A 15771-nucleotide genomic window follows, 5' to 3' on the forward strand; every position below is an offset into this window, starting at 1 on the left:
CCTCGCTTTTATGGACTTCTGCTGACTTTGTATATAGACAATTCTCGAAAACCATGTTATCATAGTTATAGTTTCTTGATAACTCTTATGTACAAAGCGTACAAATTCAGACTTAAGCCTAATACCGAGCAAGAAATAGCCTTAGCAAAAAGCTTTGGCTGTTGTCGTTGGTTTTGGAATTATTCCCTGAATTTATGCCAAGAAACCTATAAAACCACAGGAAAAGGACTGACACGAAACTATATTCAGGGACTATTGCCTAGTCTCAAAAAAGAATATGAGTGGTTGACAGATGCTTATTCCCAGTGCTTACAGGTTGTCGCTTTGAACTTATCCCAAGCTTATCAAAATTTCTTTGAGAAACGGGCGAGATTACCAAGATTCAAATCTAAACATGGTAAACAATCAATTAGCTATCCAGCTAATGTCAAATTTGAAGGTGACTACCTCAAATTACCGGGTAAAGTTGGATTAGTTTATTGTGTTCGTCATCGGGAATTTGCAGGAACAATTAAAACCGTTACTATCTCAAAAAACCCAGACGGTAAATACTACGCTTCTATTTTAGTTGATGACGGACAATCCCCCCTGCCCCCCTTGATAAGGGGGGTGCCGAAGGCGGGGGGATCTACCCTTGATAAGGGGGATGACGAAGGCGGGGGGATAGATGGAAAAGCCATAGGAATTGATTTAGGACTTAATCATTTTGCTATTACCAGTAATGGTAGTAAATATGATAATCCTAGACATTTAGCCAAACATCAACGTAATCTAAAAAGGAAACAACAAAAGTTATCGCGTAAAAAGAAAGGCAGTAACAACCGTCAAAAAGCTAGATGTAAAGTAGCTAAAGTTCACTCTAAAATCTCAAGATGTCGTGAGGATTTTCTCCACAAGCTATCCCGTAAGATAGTTAACGAAAACCAAGTTATTGCGGTAGAAAATCTCAATGTCAAAGGCATGGTACGCAATCATAATTTAGCTAAGGCTATTAGTGATTGTAGTTGGGGAATGTTTTGTACAATGCTCAAATACAAGGCAGAATGGGAAGGAAAAACTTATATCGAAGTTGATAGGTTTTTCCCTAGTTCTAAAACTTGTCATGTCTGTCTGAATCAAGTGGGTAGTTTATCCCTTGATGTTAGAATATGGACTTGTGTGCATTGCAAAACAATCCATGATCGTGACATAAATGCGGCAATAAATATTCGAGATGAAAGCTTACGGATATTGTCGTTAGGAACTAGCGATACTGCCTATAGAGGGGATATAAGACCAAAAGCTGGGCGTAAGTCCGTCTTGAGGCAATCCCCTGTGAAATAGGAAGCTCTCAAAGACCTTGAGAGTAGTTCACGATAGAAGGTTCAGATCAGGCTAAAATCAATCTCGAACAGGTGTCATGCTTCTGGTGGAAAAATTATTAAGTAAGCCCAAAAGCCGTAAATTAGCGATTTTTTTGGCTTTTATCGGCAGCATTCTCGCTTTACCCTTTCCTATCGCTGGTATTCATAAATTCTATCTCGGTCAACCTCTCTGGGGAATTATTTATCTTCTCCTCTGGCAAACTCCGATTCCCCGGGTGGCTTGCGCGATCGATGCAGTGTGGTATTTAATCCAAGATAACCAATTTTTCGCTAACTATTTTCCCACTGCCACCGCTGCTGCCACTGTCCCCAGTTTAGAGCCTAAACAAGTAGAGGCGATCGGGGCAGCTTTAAGAGAATTAGAGCGCCTCCGGCAAGAAGGATTAATTTCTGAGTACGAATTTGAAGAAAAACGGCGACAATTACTATAATGACACCGCAAAACTGGTTAGGGCGCACTTTTAACCCTTTAAAAGCCAAAATTAGCAATGATCCCTATTATCGCTTTCGTTCCCTTGATGAGATCGCTATGGCGGCGCAATTGGGCATTAAAATTAATGTCAGTCAAGCGGGTGTGGATGATTGGCTGCGATTGCCGGGGATATCCATCCATCAAGCGCGAATGTTGGTGGAATTGTCGGGTATGGGGGTAGAATTGCTTTGTCTCGAAGATCTAGCGGCTGCTTTGAGTGTTCCTGTGGCTAGATTGAAAGCTTGGGAGCCGATTCTAGAATTTGCCTATTATAGTCGGGAAAGTCACCTCGCACCCCCTAAAATCAATCCTAACACCGCTTCGATCGAGCAGTTAACCACCTTACCCCTAATCAGCGATAATTTGGCAGCTGCCATTATTAAAAATAGAGAAGAACAGGGATTATTTAAGAATATTGTGGATTTTAAAGGGCGTTTATCCCTAGACGCTCAGGAAATCTCCCAATTAATGCACTTTTTCCAGTTTTAATCCCAAATACTCAGGAAAGGAGATAGGAGTCAGGAGTCAGGAGTCAGGAGTCAGGAGTCAGGAGTCAGGAGATAGCAGATAGGAGTCAGGAGATAGGAGTCAGGAGTCAGGAGTCAGGAGTCAGGAGTCAGGAGTCAGGAGACAGGATTCAGGAGACAGTAATCAGGAGACAGTAATCAGGAGATTATTTTTATTTATTCTCCCCATTTCCCCACTTCCCCAATTCCCCACTTCCCCAATTCCCCACTTCCCCACTTCCCCACTTCCCCACTTCCCCACTTCCCCATTTCCCCACTTCCCCACACTCCACTTCCCCACTTCCCAGCAAATCTAAATGTCTTCAGATTCCTCCGCATCACTAGGGGGAACTAGGGCTACCGCAGCGATCGCATCGTCCTCATCGAGTTTTTGTACCCGGATGCCTCCGGCCGATCGCGATTGGGGAGTAATAGCATCGACGGATTGACGGATGATAATGCCCCGTTCGGTGATAATCATAAATTCCTCGTGGGGGTTAACAACGTGCAGAGCCGCTAATTTATCGTTCTTTTTGCGGAATTTAATCACTCTGACTCCTAATCCCGCCCGATTTTGCAGACGTAGGAGGGTAACGGGAACCCGTTTTCCCAGTCCTGCCATGGTAATCGCTAACACCCAGGGGCCATTATTAGCCACTTCGGGGTTAATTTCTTCGCTTTCGTCCTCGGTTTCTTCTTCGTTAGATTCAGCGATTTGGGCGACAATTTGACTAGGCAGGATGTCCATACTAATTAATTCGTCACCTGAGCGCAATTTCATCGATTTTACGCCTTTAGTTGCCCTTCCCAAGGAGCGCAATTGTTGACTATCGGCCTTAAAATGAATGGCCATCCCCTGACGAGAACCGATAATGACGCTGTCTTCCTCTTTGGCCAAGCGAACCCAACGTAGTTGATCACCGTCTTCGAGAGAAATGGCGATTAAACCGTTCGATCGAATATTACTAAAGGCAGCGAGGGCGGTTTTCTTGATAAATCCCTTTTGTGTGAGCATAATCAGGTAATTATCCTCGCTGAACTCGCTGACTGCCACCACCGAGGTAATTTTCTCCCCTTTGGGAATCTCTAACAGTTGCACGATGGGAACGCCGCGAGCGGTACGGGAACCGGTGGGGATATGATAGGCATTGAGACTATAGACAACCCCGCGATCGGTGAAAAAGAGGACGCTATCGTGATCGCGGCAGGTGATAAAGTGATCGATGCCGTCGTCTTCTTTCATTTTTGCGCCTGCTTTGCCCCTTGTTGCCCGATTTTGGGACTCAAAGGTATTAACGGGCATTCTTTTGATGTAACCCTGTTCGGTGACGAGAATTAAGGCTTGTTCGTTGGCAATCAGGTCAGTTTCGGCGATTTCTCCTTCCCGTTGTTCAATATGAGTGCGACGGGGGGTAGCGTGAATCGTTTTGATCTGTTGCAGTTCTTCCTCGATAATGCTGTCGATCCGTTCTTTTTTGGCTAAAATATCCTGAAGATCGCCGATTTTTGCCAATAATTCCCCGTGTTCTTGCTGAATTTTCTCCGATTCTAGGGCGGTTAAACGCCGCAGCTGCATTTGTAGGATTGCGTCCGCTTGCACCTCTGAAAGACCAAAATTCTGCACTAATCCCTCTTTTGCACTAGCTGTGTCGGCAGCACTGCGAATCAGGGCAATGACTGCATCGAGACTAGCGAGGGCAATTAGTAAACCCTGAAGGATATGATCCCTTTCCTCGGCCTTGCGGAGTTCATAACGGGTACGACGGGTGATCACTTCTACCCGAAAATCGAGGAAAACGCGGAGAAACTCCCTTAAAGTCAGTAATCTCGGTTCGTTATCGACTAATGCCAACATATTCGCCCCAAAATTCGACTGGAGGGGCGTTTGTTTATAAAGATTGTTGAGGACGACGCGGGGATAGGCATCTCGTTTCAGTTCGATCACTACCCGGATGCCGTCGCGATCGCTTTCGTCCCGCACATCGGAAATACCGTCTATTTTGCGATCATTGACCAAATCGGCGATTTTTTCGATTAATGCCGCTTTATTGGTTTGATAGGGCAGTTCGGTGATGATAATAGCATCTCGATCGGGTCTTCCCCTTTGTTCGATAGTTTCAATGGTAGCCACTCCCCGCAGGGTAATGGAACCGCGGCCGGTGGTGTAAGCTTCCTGAATGCCGTCTCTACCAAGGATATGCCCCCCGGTGGGAAAGTCTGGCCCCGGGATATAACGCTGTAATTCCGTATCGGTGAGATCGGGGTTATGGATGAGGGCAACGGTTCCATCGATAATCTCGGCCAGGTTGTGGGGGGGGATATTGGTGGCCATACCGACGGCGATCCCCGATGAGCCATTAATTAGCAGTTGTGGGACTCTAGAGGGTAAAACCACGGGTTCCTGTTGGGAACCATCGAAGTTATCGGCAAAATCGACGGTTTCTGACTCGATATCCTGTAGTAGGGCGTTGGTGGCCAGGGTGTGCAGACGACACTCGGTATAACGCATGGCTGCCGGGGGATCGTTATCGATCGATCCGAAGTTACCATGACCGTTAATCAGGGGATCGCGCATGGAGAAATCCTGGGCCATGCGGACGAGAGCATCGTAAACAGCAGTATCCCCGTGGGGATGGTATTTTCCTAATACTTCCCCGACGACTCTAGCGCATTTCCGGAAGGGGCGATCGGGGGTTAATCCTAGTTCGTACATCGCATAAAGAATGCGCCGGTGTACGGGTTTCAGTCCGTCCCTAGCGTCGGGCAAGGCGCGCCCAACGATGACGCTCATGGCGTATTCTAGATAGGAACGGGACATTTCATTGCTTAAGTCTGTGGGGACGACATGATCCTGGGCGGCGGTCATAGGGGGGTTAACTCCAATAACAAGGCAAAAAAAGCGTTTTTGTGAGTAAATTCGCTAAAATTCGGGTTTTTACCCTTTTGATGTGCAGAATATGCCCATTTGTACGACTATTTTACCATAAAATCCCTCTTTTTTGGGGTTTGAGGCGGCACTCAAACTTTTGCCGAAAGTCTCTTCCCTCATTCCAGCCCGATCTTGACACTCTGTGGACTATCTGTCACAATATTGTCATGTAGGCCATTTGTTCTTAAAGTAATGGATTTGCAATTGTCATTATTTCCAGATAATCAACCAAGTCAGGCGGTAAGCAAACAGAAAAAAGCCAAGTTAGGTCGTTACGAAAGAATTCAGCGCGAACTAGCAACGGTAAAGCGTGATCCCTATCAAGTCCTGGTCGATGTTAACGTTCCGCTTCAGCCTCTCAATAGCTATAATTTTATCGATCTATTCTCCGGTGCGGGCGGTATCACCCAAGGTTTATTGCAAGCAGGTTTTAACCCTGTAGCCAGTGCAGAAATTAGCCCGATCGCCTCAGCAACCCATCAAAAGAATTTTCCCAATTGTCATCATTTTTGTGGTGATATACATGATTTTAATACTCAAGAATGGTTGGCCAAAATTGGCAATCCATTCATTCATCTTGTGGTGGGCGGACCACCATGTCAAGGATTTTCTGTTGCTGGAAAACGAGATGCTAATGATCCGAGGAATCATCTCTTTCAAGAATTTATCCGCCTTGTTTCTGAAATACAGCCTTGGTACGTTGTCATGGAGAATGTACCCGGTATTCTAACAATAAAAAAAGGAGAAATTAAGCAAAATATTCTGGAAGCTTTTCAAAGTATTGGCTATGGAAATATTTCAATAGCAATTCTTGAATCTGCCGCCTATGGCGTTCCTCAAATAAGACCAAGAGCTATTTTCATAGCTAATAGATTTGGGCTGCCAAATCCTTATCCAAGTCCTCAATTAGTACCGGAGAAATACCAACCGATTGAAGCCGCTATCTGCGATTTACCTGCTTATGAACCTCTTCCCAGTATCAATCACGAATGGACTCGTCACTCCCCCGAATATATGGCCAGAATAGCTCAAGTTCCTCCCGGGGGTTCCTTATATGAAAGTTATGTTGATGCCTTCAAACGACAGTATCGGGGTAAGCCAAGTATGACAATTAAAGAAAATCATGGCGGTACTCATATCCATCCCTATTTAAATCGGGTTATTTCAGCCAGAGAAATGGCTAGATTACAAACTTTTCCCGATTCCTTTATTTTTGAAGGAACAATGAAAAAAGCGATGTGGCAAATTGGAAACGCCGTACCTCCACGTTTGGCAGAGTGTATTGGCTATGCTCTTATTCCCTACTTAAATCTCATAGCTACAGGTAATAAAAATATTGGAGAGGTGGCAAGATAAATCACCGCTCTTCAGTCAATTTGATATTAAGAGAATTACGCCATGTTTCCAAATCATACCAACCGCAACCTACACAGCCCTGTTCTGCTTCTGCTCCAGATTGAGGAATATTTTCCGGCCAGTTCTCTCCACTGGAATACCAAAATCTGATATCCATTGGTGTTCCTCGCTTACCAGTTTTAATACATTTTTCACAACTTCTTGACTTTAATAAATTATGATTTCCCGCACTATCTTTTTTGAGAAGCTGAAACTTGTTTCTCATCTCAGCTACACTCATATTGACATCATGACTTGGTTCACTTATCCCCCAACGTTCCATAGGAAAACGATGGTCAATAACCAGTTCATGTGACTGTCTGATTCTGTTTTCAATCACATCTTTATATCGATAAAACTCCAAAATTCTAGCCACTAATTGAGGCGGTATGTTGGCAGAGGCATTCGCCGCTCGCATCTCTCCAGTCCATCGATCCCAAGTTGTTGTTTTCTGACAAATTGGACAGTATTCTCGTTTTGTTTCTATTACTAGCCCCTGGCGACCGCTCCTATTTCCGCGCTCTAATCCTTGGATACCACCGCCACCGGCATATTGCTCCGATGCTATTTTTTTCCCTTCACAGGTACGACAATGCCAAGCTCGATCTGATAATAACTCGAAGACTTTGTACTGTGATGAACCCTGTTTAAACTTTGCTTTTATAGCTTCTACTAAATCAGAACTCATTCCGGTTTCTCTATTTCTATCTCTAAATTTTCCAGTAATTGGGATACAGTTATGTTTAATCCCTTCGCCAGAGTGACAAGAGCGGTAAGAGAAGGATTTCTTACTCCTCGCTCTAGTCCAGATATATAGGTACGATCAAGATGGCAACGTAGCCCTAGTTCTTCTTGTGATATGCCTAAAGCTGCTCTATGCTCTCGGATCATTAACCCCAATGCCCTTAAAATTACTGCTTTTGATTTTTCCATAAAGTCTATAATCGTCCTTAGTGGACGATAAGTCCACGGACTATATGTCACAGGAATAATTTTCCTCTCCTCCCGTCAACCAAACAGCCTCTTAATCAGAATCAAAAGATCGTCAAGGCAGCTCACAGGGGGACAAAATCGGATTTTTTAGCAGTTTTTCCCTCGATAATTTAGGATAAAATAAAAATGCGATCGAGAGTTAATACCATGGCCCGATCAGCAGCTCAAGAATCGATGATAATTGAGATTAATGATCCCTTAACTCCAGCGAAGACTATTAACCTGATTTTCCCAGCGCAAAAATTCCCCCAAAATGCTTACTCCTCTCCTCTGGCAAAGTGCCAATCCCCACCCCGATAATCTGGAGAATTTCCAAATTATTAGCCAATGGTGGCAAGATTTAAATCTTAAGGAAGTCTTCTGGCAACAGCGTTTAATTCCCGATACTGGCTCTCTGGAAGATATTAATTGGGAGCGGCAAGGTTTTGATGAAAAATTTAGCATCCAAATGCCTCAAATTCGGGGGATTACCCTCTATTGGCATAAATCTACTTTTGCTGACGAAAGAAGCATGACACCTAAACAATTAATTTTAGATCGGGAACGGGAGCAATTAGACATTTATCCCCAATCCCAAGCTAGTTTAGTTATTCGGGTGACGAAACCCCGTCTGGTTTACCAAAAATTCGAGCTAAAAAACCCTCTCATGGTCGGCAAAAAAGCGGAAAGTGAATATATTTTACTGATCAGGGATAAAGAACAGCAAATAGAAGTTAAAATTAATCTCAGTCCCGAAAATTATCGCCAATTTCTAGAAACCATGACCGAGGATCAATAATGTGGCAGGGAAACCTAGAACTAATTTACAAGCAAAAAAATCTCGCAACCGAGATTAATCACGTCTATGCTACCGCCCCTTTAAAAGTACAAAGACCTTTTTATCCCGAAGGAAAAAACCTTTGTCATACGGTGATTTTACACACGGCGGGGGGAATAGTTGGTGGTGATGTTCTTCAACAAAAAATTCATCTCCAAGCCGCTACTAATGCCCTGATTACCACTGCTTCTGCCGGAAAAGTTTACCAGAGTAATGGTCAGATGGCACAGCAATTAATCGAGATTAAAATCGATGACAATGCCAGTTTAGAATGGCTACCCCAAGAAACAATTATCTTTAATGGGGCGGCATTTCGCCAACATTTACGAGTGGATTTAGGGGAAAATAGCAGTTGGTTGGGATGGGAAATTACCCGTTTTGGTCGCAGTGCGCGAGGGGAGAAATTTTTAGCGGGAGAATGGCATTCTAATTGGGAAATTTGGCGATCTGGACAACCTTTATGGCTCGATCGATCCTGCCTGTTAGGTGGTAAAATGATCGAGGGATTTTCTGGTTTAAATGATAGCGCCCTGATCGGTACTTTAGTTTATATCGGTCAACCGGTGGGCAGAAATTTAATCGAGAAAGTGAGAGATTTTTCCCTAGAAGGAGAGAGGGGAGTTACTAACACTTTAGGAGATGGTCTTTTGTGTCGTTATCGGGGTAATTCTAGCGGTGAAGTGCGACAATGGTTTCAGCAGGTTTGGCAAATTTTAAGGCGAGAAATGAGCGATCAAGAGGCAATTATTCCGCGAGTTTGGTTATCTTGGTAAAGGCGGTCAATTAAACCTCTTGCATAATTAATTTTTGAGGGTTCAAAAACGTCAAAAATAGGGATTAAATCGCATAAAATCTGTAAATAGACCATTTAACTGATTATCATTCATTCTTAATTCTCCTGACTACTGACTACTGGCTACTGACTCCTAACCCTAACAACAATTTTTGATTTTTACAAGAGGTTAATTATCATTTTTTCAAGTCACTTGAATGCCTGTATCGGTGATTGGGGCTATCCAAAATTGTAGATCGGGAGCGACGAGAATTTCCCGGGCCTCTTTAACAATAGTTTCCGCCACTTCCTGAGATGAACAGAGAGTAAAAACCGTCGGGCCAGAGCCTGACATCATCGTTCCCAAGCCGCCTAAATCGCCCAGAACCTGTCTTAACTCGGCTACGAGGGGAAATTCGGGTAAAACCACCTTTTCGAGGTCATTGTGGATAAATTTGCCGATAGCGGCTGGTTTTTTCTGGGCGATCGCTTGTACCAAAGCCCCGGAACTCACCTGCTGACGGCGGTGATGAAAGTCCTCTGGAGAAGACAGATAGGTATCCTGAAATTTTTGTCGATAGCTTTGGTAGGCCCAGGGTGTAGAAACGGATAAATGATCGTATTTGGCTAAAATCACCCATAATCCAGTGAGAGGAGCGATAGGATCGAGAATTTCTCCCCTTCCCGTACAGATAACCGTTCCTCCTGTCACACAAAAGGAAGTATCGGACCCCAATCTTGCCGCTAAAGTTTCTAATTCCGGACGGGTTAAGCCTAATTCCCAGATTAAATCGATACCGACTAACACCGCCGCCGCGTTGGTGGAACCCCCCGCTAAACCGGCAGCCACGGGAATATATTTCTCGATGGTGATATCGATGCCGCCGTAATTGGCAAAGAGGCGGGGGAATTCCTTCGCCATCAAAGTGGCGGCCCGATGGGCGAGATTACTGCTATCTTGGGGGACGAGGGGATGATGGCAAAAGAGACGGAATTCCTGCAATCCGTTCGGCCGGAGAGTGATGCGATCGCATAATGCCACCGTCTGCATCACCATGACTAACTCGTGGAAACCATCAGGGCGATCGCCAACGATTTCTAGATATAAATTAATTTTAGCGGGGGCTAGAAGGGTATAACTGTGCATTTGTCAAGAAAAAAAATCTAAAATTTTGGCAATTGACCTAATTTTTCCGCCAAGTCAATCCATTGCGATAAACTGAGATCTTCGGCACGAGCGAGGGGATTAATTTCTAATTGTGTCAGGATTTGGCTTAATCGATCGCTATCTAGACAATTTTTTAGATTATTGCGTAACATTTTGCGCCGGTTGGCAAAACCCCAGCTAATTAAAGTGGACAAAAAGGCAGCATTACTGACATTATTCGGCAAAACACGGGGTAAAAGCTGAATTACCGCCGAATCCACCCGGGGAGGTGGGGAAAAGGCTCGCCAGGGGACATCACAAATCCATTGACAATCGGCAAGGTATTGAATGCGGACGCTGAGAGCGCTGTAAGCTTTGGTGGAGGGGACAGCGACTAATCTTTCGGCGACTTCTTTCTGGACCAAAAGGGTAATACTCTGGTAAGGGGGGGTGAAGGGATGGGCGATCGAACCGAGCAGCTTTTCGAGAATCGGACCGGTGATATTATAGGGAATATTAGCCACTACTTTATTAACTGGCGGCAGTTGCTCCGGTTTAAGGCTAAGAAAGTCGCCCGGGATGAGATGAAAGTTATCTTGTTGGCCAAATTTTTTGTTTAAAATTGTCCATAGATCTCGATCGATTTCTACAGCGACAACCAATTGAGCGCCATCGAGAAGACGACGGGTTAAAATGCCTGTACCCGGTCCGATTTCTAATACCCGATCCTCTGATTGTAAATTAGCAGCGCCGATGATGCGATCGAGTATCGATTCATCTTTTAACCAATGTTGTCCAAAACGTTTACGCGGTTGAATTTTCATCCCTTTATTTTAAAGTCAGAGGGTTGTCCTCAACAATAACACCCCTGAAAATATGGGCCATGCGATCGATAACCGCATCAATTATGATAGAGCCTAGGCAAAGATAGCAAAAAAATTAGAGACAATGTCAGATTTGAACGATGTTTTCGCAATTGTAGCCGGAGCGGTTCCGGGGGCGTTATCTCGTTATCATATTACCGAATGGACAAAAGCAAAATTCGGCTTGCGCTTTCCCTATGGAACCTTTATTATTAATTTAACTGGCTGTCTAGCTATCGGCTTTTTTTGGGCTATTTTACCCAGTTTTACCTTTTATTCCCACCAACTAGATTTAATGGTGAGAACGGGATTTTTAGGAGCTTATACCACCTTTTCTACCTATAGTTTAGATATCCTGATCCTCTGGCGCAATCAACAAAATTTTCTCAGTCTTTTTTTTGCCTTTGCTAGTATAATTTTCGGATTGATTGCCGTGAGAATCGGGGCAGCTATTGCCCAAGTTTTTCTAGGTTAAGTAGGTAGGCGTTAAAAACTATCAGATGCCCCCCTTATCAAGGGGGGATTAAGGGGGGATCGAACCTAAAATCCATTTTTAATTTAATTATAACCAGCTACTTAATTCTCCAATTTATTGACTATTGAAGGGCAGGAGAGACAGCATGAACTTCTTCAGGGGACGTTATAGTTTATCCGTGGCGATTGGGGCTATTTTTGGGGCTTTGAGTCGTTTTTATATTGCGAAATTAGTTGAAAGTATTTTCGGTCAAGAATGGCAATTTTTGGGGACATTTTTTGTCAATATTTCTGGCTGTTTAATTATTGCTTATATCTTTACTATAGTTAGGGAAAATATTCGCATAATTGCCCCAGAATTAGGATTGATGATTGCCACGGGTTTTTGTGGTTCCTATACAACTTTTTCCACCTATAGTTTGGAGGTTAACAAGTTTTTAGAGCAGGGAAACATGACTTTCGGTTTAATTTACTGGTTGGGCAGTGTTCTTGGGGGGATGATGGCGCTTAAAATTGGAGTTATTTTAGCAAGAACGGGTTTTCCTAGATGAATTATTCAATAGATTTTGCGTCTGATCCCCCCTGCCCCCTTAATAAGGTGGGTGCCGATAGGCGGGGGGATCCCCCCTTAATCCCCCCTTGATAAGGGGGGCATCTGACAACTTTTAACACCTAACTACTTAAGCATCTCAGCACAATTGAGACTATCTTTTTCCTTTCCTACTCAGTCTTAATAGGTAATGTCTCCATGGGTTTGAAACCAATCGATGGCATCGGCTAAAGCTTGTCTAATCGGCGATTGCGGTAAGCCCAGTTTCTTGCACTGCCTTCGAGGAATCTTAGTATATGGACTGTTTTGACATTTTCAGGCCATCAAGGGGTATAGAGGGCGATTTTCCCGAGATTATCGCCCCGATCAAACCCGTTCCACCCGTCACAAAAGCACCCATTATTCAAACTTTCCCCTGTTTTCGCTTCCTATCAGTAACTGAAATTTAATCACCTTAACTTTATTATTACTATACCTTAATCTTAGTCAATATTTAAGCTTTTCTTGATACAATTTGGGGTCGGGTTATTTTAGACTAAGAGCAGTAAATCTTCAGTAAAAATGCTCCTATGAATCCATCTCCAGAGTCAACTTTTGTTTGTCCGATTATCATCGAAGACGACAGAACAGGATTAGACACAGAAACTATCCGACGGGCTTTAAGGGATAATTTACTCTATATTCAAGGTAAATTACCGGAATTAGCCAGCAAAAACGATCTTTATATGGCCCTAGCCTATACAATCCGCGATCGTTTATTGCAGCGTTGGTTAACCACCCAACAAACCTATCTAAAAAAAGATGTCAGAACCGTTTGTTATCTCTCGGCCGAATTTTTAGTCGGTCCCCATTTGGCTAATAATTTAGGCTCTTCGGTAATTGTTATGCAATGGACGGGGGTTATAAGGGATGGAACCCTTATATAGAAAGGCGTTTAGCGATTTTTGTCAATTGTTTTTGATCTAAAGCGAACTCATCAATTAAGTCTTTTGCCAGATAAGGATTTAGTCAATTTATGCCCCCCTATCGAACCATACCAAGTAACGAAGAGCCATAATTTAATTAATCTCGGTATCTACGAACAGGTCGAGAAAGCTGTCAGCGAATCGGGATTAAAACTAGAAGAATTAATTGCCCAGGAAGAAGAACCGGGGTTAGGAAATGGTGGTTTAGGTCGTTTAGCTGCCTGTTATCTCGATTCCCTTTCTACCCTAGAAATTCCGGCTATTGGTTACGGTATTCGCTACGAATTTGGTATCTTTGATCAAGAAATTCACGACGGTTGGCAGGTGGAAATAACCGATAAGTGGTTACAGTATGGAAATCCCTGGGAAATTGCCCGACCGGAAGCGGGAGTAGAGGTAAAATTTGGCGGTTATACCGAATCCTATACCGACGAAAATGGTAATTATCGCAGTCGTTGGATTCCCGATTATGTAGTCAAAGGAATTCCCTACGATACCCCAATTCTCGGCTATCGAGTTAACACCGCTAATACCATGCGTCTATGGAAGTCAGAAGCTTGTGAATCTTTTGATTTTGGACGCTTTAATCGCGGCGATTATTATGGTGCGGTGGATAATAAAGTTCACTCGGAAAATATCAGTAAAGTTCTCTATCCTAACGATGAACCAATTCAAGGCAAAGAACTGCGTTTAGAACAGCAATATTTCTTTGTTTCCTGTTCCCTACAGGATCTGATTCGTATTCACTTACATGAGAACCCCAGTCTCGATAATTTTCATCAAAAATGGTCAGTACAATTGAATGATACTCACCCTTCCGTCGGGGTAGCCGAGTTAATGCGCTTGTTAATTGACGTGCATCATTTCGATTGGGATAAAGCTTGGTTTATTACTCAAAATACCTTCGCCTATACTAATCATACTCTTTTGCCAGAAGCTTTAGAAAAATGGCCTTTGAGTATTTTTGGTCGTCTTTTACCGCGATTAATGGAAATTATCTACGAAATTAACCATCGTTTCTTGGATAAAATTCGCATTATTTATCCCCATGATGACGGCAAAATGTCCCGTTTGTCTATAATCGATGAAAGTGGCGAAAAATACGTCCGTATGGCTCACCTCGCCTGTGTGGGTTCCCAGGCAATTAACGGGGTGGCAGCCCTGCATACAGAATTACTGAAAAAAGATGTTCTGCGCGATTTCTATTGGGACTTAAACAAATTTCAAGCCCAAACAAAGCCTAAACTGGCTTTGTAAGCGGCAAACACATCCCGATTCTCGGTCAGCCACTCAAAGAAACGGAAAGACATCGCTGTCCGAAAAGCTTCCAAGGCTTCCACAAAAGTGTTTAAAGGTCGATTCGCCCACTGCCTTTGCAATCCCCCAGTTAACTTATGCCACAGGATAAATGTATAGGCACAAAACACCAGGATAAAATGACGAAGTAAGCTTCGTTTATCCCTGACTTGATATTCCCTTAACCCTAACCATCCTTTGGCTTCTCGGTAGAATACTTCCACCCAATTTCTTTCGGTGTAAGTCCTCACTATCCACGAAGCTGTTACTGTATCTGCCTCAACTACATTGGTGATGAAATAGTCCACCTCTGTGGCTTTTTCCATTGAACTTGCATTCATGACGATCGCCAAGTTCCTTTCTCCTTCTAGTTGAGATATTTTCGCTCTGAATACCGCTACCCAAACCGTTTTTTCTTTATCTAGATTTAGGGTGATTTTCTCCCAATCCTTTTCTGATAGGCTTTTTGCTAGTTGCTCAAGCTGGATTGTTTCTTCCACACCCCCTTCTTTTTCAATAATTACTTTTCGATTTTTTGCCAATCCTCCTAAGTATTTTAGCTTTCTTTCTTCCAGGGCTTTGAGAAAATTTGTGTTGTTGCCATAACCAGCATCTATTAAGACGATTTTCGGTCGATAGCCTCTGGTTAAGCTCCGGTCAATTAAATCTATCGCTATCTCTGGTTTCTTCTTAAATTCTTTGTCTTCTTTCCCCTCGGCTAAGGAACTAGCCGGTTGATAAATTTCAATGTCTAGGGGGACACTTTTTTTGCCGTCGTAGAGATGGGTAGTGACGGCGACTATTCCGTTGTCTGTCTTGCCAATTTCTCCTAGGTACTGCCTGCCAACTCCGGCGGTCAGATTGCCACTTTTTCGATGTCCTGAGTCATCGACAATCAGGGAAAATCCTCGGGGGATTTGCGTCTGGCGGCATTGGTTCATCACTTGCAACCGACATTCATTCACCTGACGGTCTGACCAGGGAGATTCGGTCAAAAAGTGATGTAATCGGTTATAAACTACTCCGACGGCATTATTGGCAATTTGAGTGAGGTTTTTCCTCTCACTTTCCCCTAATAATCCTCCTAAATATTGTCTGAAGCCGTTTTTTTGCGCTTCGTTTTTGAAGCAATTGTCAAACCGCCGACACCATCGGTCAAAGCATGGGGGCATCGCGGCTGGGGTTGTCTCTTTCATCGCTGATCTTTCAACGTAAAGTGCTTACTCTT

Annotated in this window: 15 protein-coding genes and 3 pseudogenes; 10 read left to right on the plus strand and 8 right to left on the minus strand. The window is 43.6% G+C overall.

Annotation, left to right across the window (positions count from 1 at the left end; translation table 11 throughout):
• The first annotated feature begins 87 nt into the window (after nucleotides 1-87).
• The 3 genes from MAE_RS02035 (at nucleotide 88) to MAE_RS02045 (ending at nucleotide 2325) form a co-directional block, all read left to right on the plus strand.
• A complete protein-coding gene (locus MAE_RS02035) occupies nucleotides 88-1323 on the plus strand; it encodes an RNA-guided endonuclease InsQ/TnpB family protein (protein ID WP_012264100.1) in 1236 nt (411 codons plus the stop codon).
• 76 nt (nucleotides 1324-1399) lie between these two features.
• Complete coding sequence (locus MAE_RS02040; RefSeq protein ID WP_002777830.1) at nucleotides 1400-1795, plus strand: NINE protein; 396 nt, start codon at nucleotides 1400-1402, stop codon at nucleotides 1793-1795.
• Nucleotides 1795-2325, plus strand: coding sequence for a ComEA family DNA-binding protein (locus MAE_RS02045; protein WP_002759087.1), 531 nt, complete (start codon nucleotides 1795-1797; stop codon nucleotides 2323-2325). The genes MAE_RS02040 and MAE_RS02045 overlap by 1 nt, the downstream gene beginning before the upstream one ends.
• 194 nt (nucleotides 2326-2519) lie before the next feature.
• On the opposite strand, the gene MAE_RS33920 is transcribed toward MAE_RS02045, so the two are convergent.
• Complete coding sequence (locus MAE_RS33920; RefSeq protein WP_173351049.1) at nucleotides 2520-2681, minus strand: hypothetical protein; 162 nt, start codon at nucleotides 2679-2681, stop codon at nucleotides 2520-2522.
• Nucleotides 2656-5208 (minus strand): DNA gyrase subunit A, encoded by a 2553-nt coding sequence (gene gyrA / locus MAE_RS02050; RefSeq protein ID WP_002797789.1) that lies wholly within the window; start codon nucleotides 5206-5208, stop codon nucleotides 2656-2658. Before gyrA ends, MAE_RS33920 begins: the two co-directional genes overlap by 26 nt.
• 255 nt (nucleotides 5209-5463) lie before the next feature.
• Between gyrA and MAE_RS02055 the strand changes: the two genes are divergently transcribed.
• Nucleotides 5464-6627: a DNA cytosine methyltransferase gene (locus MAE_RS02055; protein ID WP_012264102.1), complete on the plus strand. Its 1164-nt coding sequence runs from the start codon at nucleotides 5464-5466 to the stop codon at nucleotides 6625-6627.
• Between the two features lies 1 nt (nucleotide 6628).
• Here the strand turns inward: MAE_RS02055 and MAE_RS02060 are convergent, their stop codons facing one another.
• The gene (locus MAE_RS02060) at nucleotides 6629-7354 is read right to left on the minus strand and encodes a restriction endonuclease (protein ID WP_012264103.1); all 726 of its coding nucleotides are present in this window, start codon (nucleotides 7352-7354) and stop codon (nucleotides 6629-6631) included.
• Nucleotides 7351-7599: a helix-turn-helix domain-containing protein gene (locus tag MAE_RS02065; RefSeq protein WP_002759092.1), complete on the minus strand. Its 249-nt coding sequence runs from the start codon at nucleotides 7597-7599 to the stop codon at nucleotides 7351-7353. Before MAE_RS02065 ends, MAE_RS02060 begins: the two co-directional genes overlap by 4 nt.
• 313 nt (nucleotides 7600-7912) lie before the next feature.
• On the opposite strand from MAE_RS02065, the gene MAE_RS02070 reads away from it, so the two are divergent.
• Together MAE_RS02070 and MAE_RS02075 are read left to right on the plus strand one after the other, a co-directional pair.
• Nucleotides 7913-8437: a hypothetical protein gene (locus tag MAE_RS02070; RefSeq protein ID WP_012264104.1), complete on the plus strand. Its 525-nt coding sequence runs from the start codon at nucleotides 7913-7915 to the stop codon at nucleotides 8435-8437.
• Nucleotides 8437-9249 (plus strand): urease accessory protein UreD, encoded by an 813-nt coding sequence (locus tag MAE_RS02075; RefSeq protein ID WP_012264105.1) that lies wholly within the window; start codon nucleotides 8437-8439, stop codon nucleotides 9247-9249. Before MAE_RS02070 ends, MAE_RS02075 begins: the two co-directional genes overlap by 1 nt.
• 204 nt (nucleotides 9250-9453) lie before the next feature.
• On the opposite strand, the gene ispE is transcribed toward MAE_RS02075, so the two are convergent.
• Together ispE and rsmA are read right to left on the minus strand one after the other, a co-directional pair.
• Nucleotides 9454-10395: a 4-(cytidine 5'-diphospho)-2-C-methyl-D-erythritol kinase gene (gene ispE, locus MAE_RS02080; protein ID WP_002797798.1), complete on the minus strand. Its 942-nt coding sequence runs from the start codon at nucleotides 10393-10395 to the stop codon at nucleotides 9454-9456.
• A 17-nt stretch (nucleotides 10396-10412) separates the two neighbouring features.
• On the minus strand, nucleotides 10413-11219 hold the full coding sequence (rsmA, locus tag MAE_RS02085; RefSeq protein WP_012264106.1) for a 16S rRNA (adenine(1518)-N(6)/adenine(1519)-N(6))-dimethyltransferase RsmA: 807 nt from the start codon (nucleotides 11217-11219) through the stop codon (nucleotides 10413-10415).
• A 124-nt stretch (nucleotides 11220-11343) separates the two neighbouring features.
• On the opposite strand from rsmA, the gene crcB (MAE_RS02090) reads away from it, so the two are divergent.
• Entirely contained in the window at nucleotides 11344-11733 is a 390-nt protein-coding gene (gene crcB, locus MAE_RS02090) for a fluoride efflux transporter CrcB (protein WP_012264107.1), read from the plus strand.
• A gap of 145 nt (nucleotides 11734-11878) precedes the next feature.
• Nucleotides 11879-12283 (plus strand): fluoride efflux transporter CrcB, encoded by a 405-nt coding sequence (gene crcB, locus MAE_RS02095; RefSeq protein ID WP_012264108.1) that lies wholly within the window; start codon nucleotides 11879-11881, stop codon nucleotides 12281-12283.
• A gap of 179 nt (nucleotides 12284-12462) precedes the next feature.
• Here crcB (MAE_RS02095) and MAE_RS34635 read toward each other — a convergent pair.
• Nucleotides 12463-12637, minus strand: a pseudogene (locus MAE_RS34635) (dihydroflavonol 4-reductase); the annotation flags it as partial.
• Between the two features lie 214 nt (nucleotides 12638-12851).
• Here MAE_RS34635 and MAE_RS02100 point away from each other — a divergent pair.
• Together MAE_RS02100 and glgP are read left to right on the plus strand one after the other, a co-directional pair.
• Nucleotides 12852-13142 (plus strand): annotated as a pseudogene (locus tag MAE_RS02100) (glycogen phosphorylase); the annotation flags it as partial.
• A gap of 195 nt (nucleotides 13143-13337) precedes the next feature.
• Nucleotides 13338-14453, plus strand: a pseudogene (gene glgP / locus MAE_RS02105) (glycogen/starch/alpha-glucan family phosphorylase); the annotation flags it as partial.
• Nucleotides 14454-14470: 17 nt separating this feature from the next.
• Here glgP and MAE_RS02110 read toward each other — a convergent pair.
• Nucleotides 14471-15739, minus strand: coding sequence for an IS701-like element ISMae34 family transposase (locus MAE_RS02110; RefSeq protein WP_012264111.1), 1269 nt, complete (start codon nucleotides 15737-15739; stop codon nucleotides 14471-14473).
• Between the last annotated feature and the right edge of the window lie 32 nt (nucleotides 15740-15771).

This window comes from Microcystis aeruginosa NIES-843, from assembly GCF_000010625.1.
Classification (GTDB): domain Bacteria; phylum Cyanobacteriota; class Cyanobacteriia; order Cyanobacteriales; family Microcystaceae; genus Microcystis; species Microcystis aeruginosa.

Coding starts and splice junctions, on each gene's coding strand:
- MAE_RS02035 (WP_012264100.1), top strand. CDS start 88: ATGTACAAAGCGTACAAATTCAGACTTAAGCCTAATACCGAGCAAGAA.
- MAE_RS02040 (WP_002777830.1), top strand. CDS start 1,400: ATGCTTCTGGTGGAAAAATTATTAAGTAAGCCCAAAAGCCGTAAATTA.
- MAE_RS02045 (WP_002759087.1), top strand. CDS start 1,795: ATGACACCGCAAAACTGGTTAGGGCGCACTTTTAACCCTTTAAAAGCC.
- MAE_RS33920 (WP_173351049.1), bottom strand. CDS start 2,681: ATGCGGAGGAATCTGAAGACATTTAGATTTGCTGGGAAGTGGGGAAGT.
- gyrA (WP_002797789.1), bottom strand. CDS start 5,208: ATGACCGCCGCCCAGGATCATGTCGTCCCCACAGACTTAAGCAATGAA.
- MAE_RS02055 (WP_012264102.1), top strand. CDS start 5,464: ATGGATTTGCAATTGTCATTATTTCCAGATAATCAACCAAGTCAGGCG.
- MAE_RS02060 (WP_012264103.1), bottom strand. CDS start 7,354: ATGAGTTCTGATTTAGTAGAAGCTATAAAAGCAAAGTTTAAACAGGGT.
- MAE_RS02065 (WP_002759092.1), bottom strand. CDS start 7,599: ATGGAAAAATCAAAAGCAGTAATTTTAAGGGCATTGGGGTTAATGATC.
- MAE_RS02070 (WP_012264104.1), top strand. CDS start 7,913: ATGCTTACTCCTCTCCTCTGGCAAAGTGCCAATCCCCACCCCGATAAT.
- MAE_RS02075 (WP_012264105.1), top strand. CDS start 8,437: ATGTGGCAGGGAAACCTAGAACTAATTTACAAGCAAAAAAATCTCGCA.
- ispE (WP_002797798.1), bottom strand. CDS start 10,395: ATGCACAGTTATACCCTTCTAGCCCCCGCTAAAATTAATTTATATCTA.
- rsmA (WP_012264106.1), bottom strand. CDS start 11,219: ATGAAAATTCAACCGCGTAAACGTTTTGGACAACATTGGTTAAAAGAT.
- crcB (WP_012264107.1), top strand. CDS start 11,344: ATGTCAGATTTGAACGATGTTTTCGCAATTGTAGCCGGAGCGGTTCCG.
- crcB (WP_012264108.1), top strand. CDS start 11,879: ATGAACTTCTTCAGGGGACGTTATAGTTTATCCGTGGCGATTGGGGCT.
- MAE_RS02110 (WP_012264111.1), bottom strand. CDS start 15,739: ATGAAAGAGACAACCCCAGCCGCGATGCCCCCATGCTTTGACCGATGG.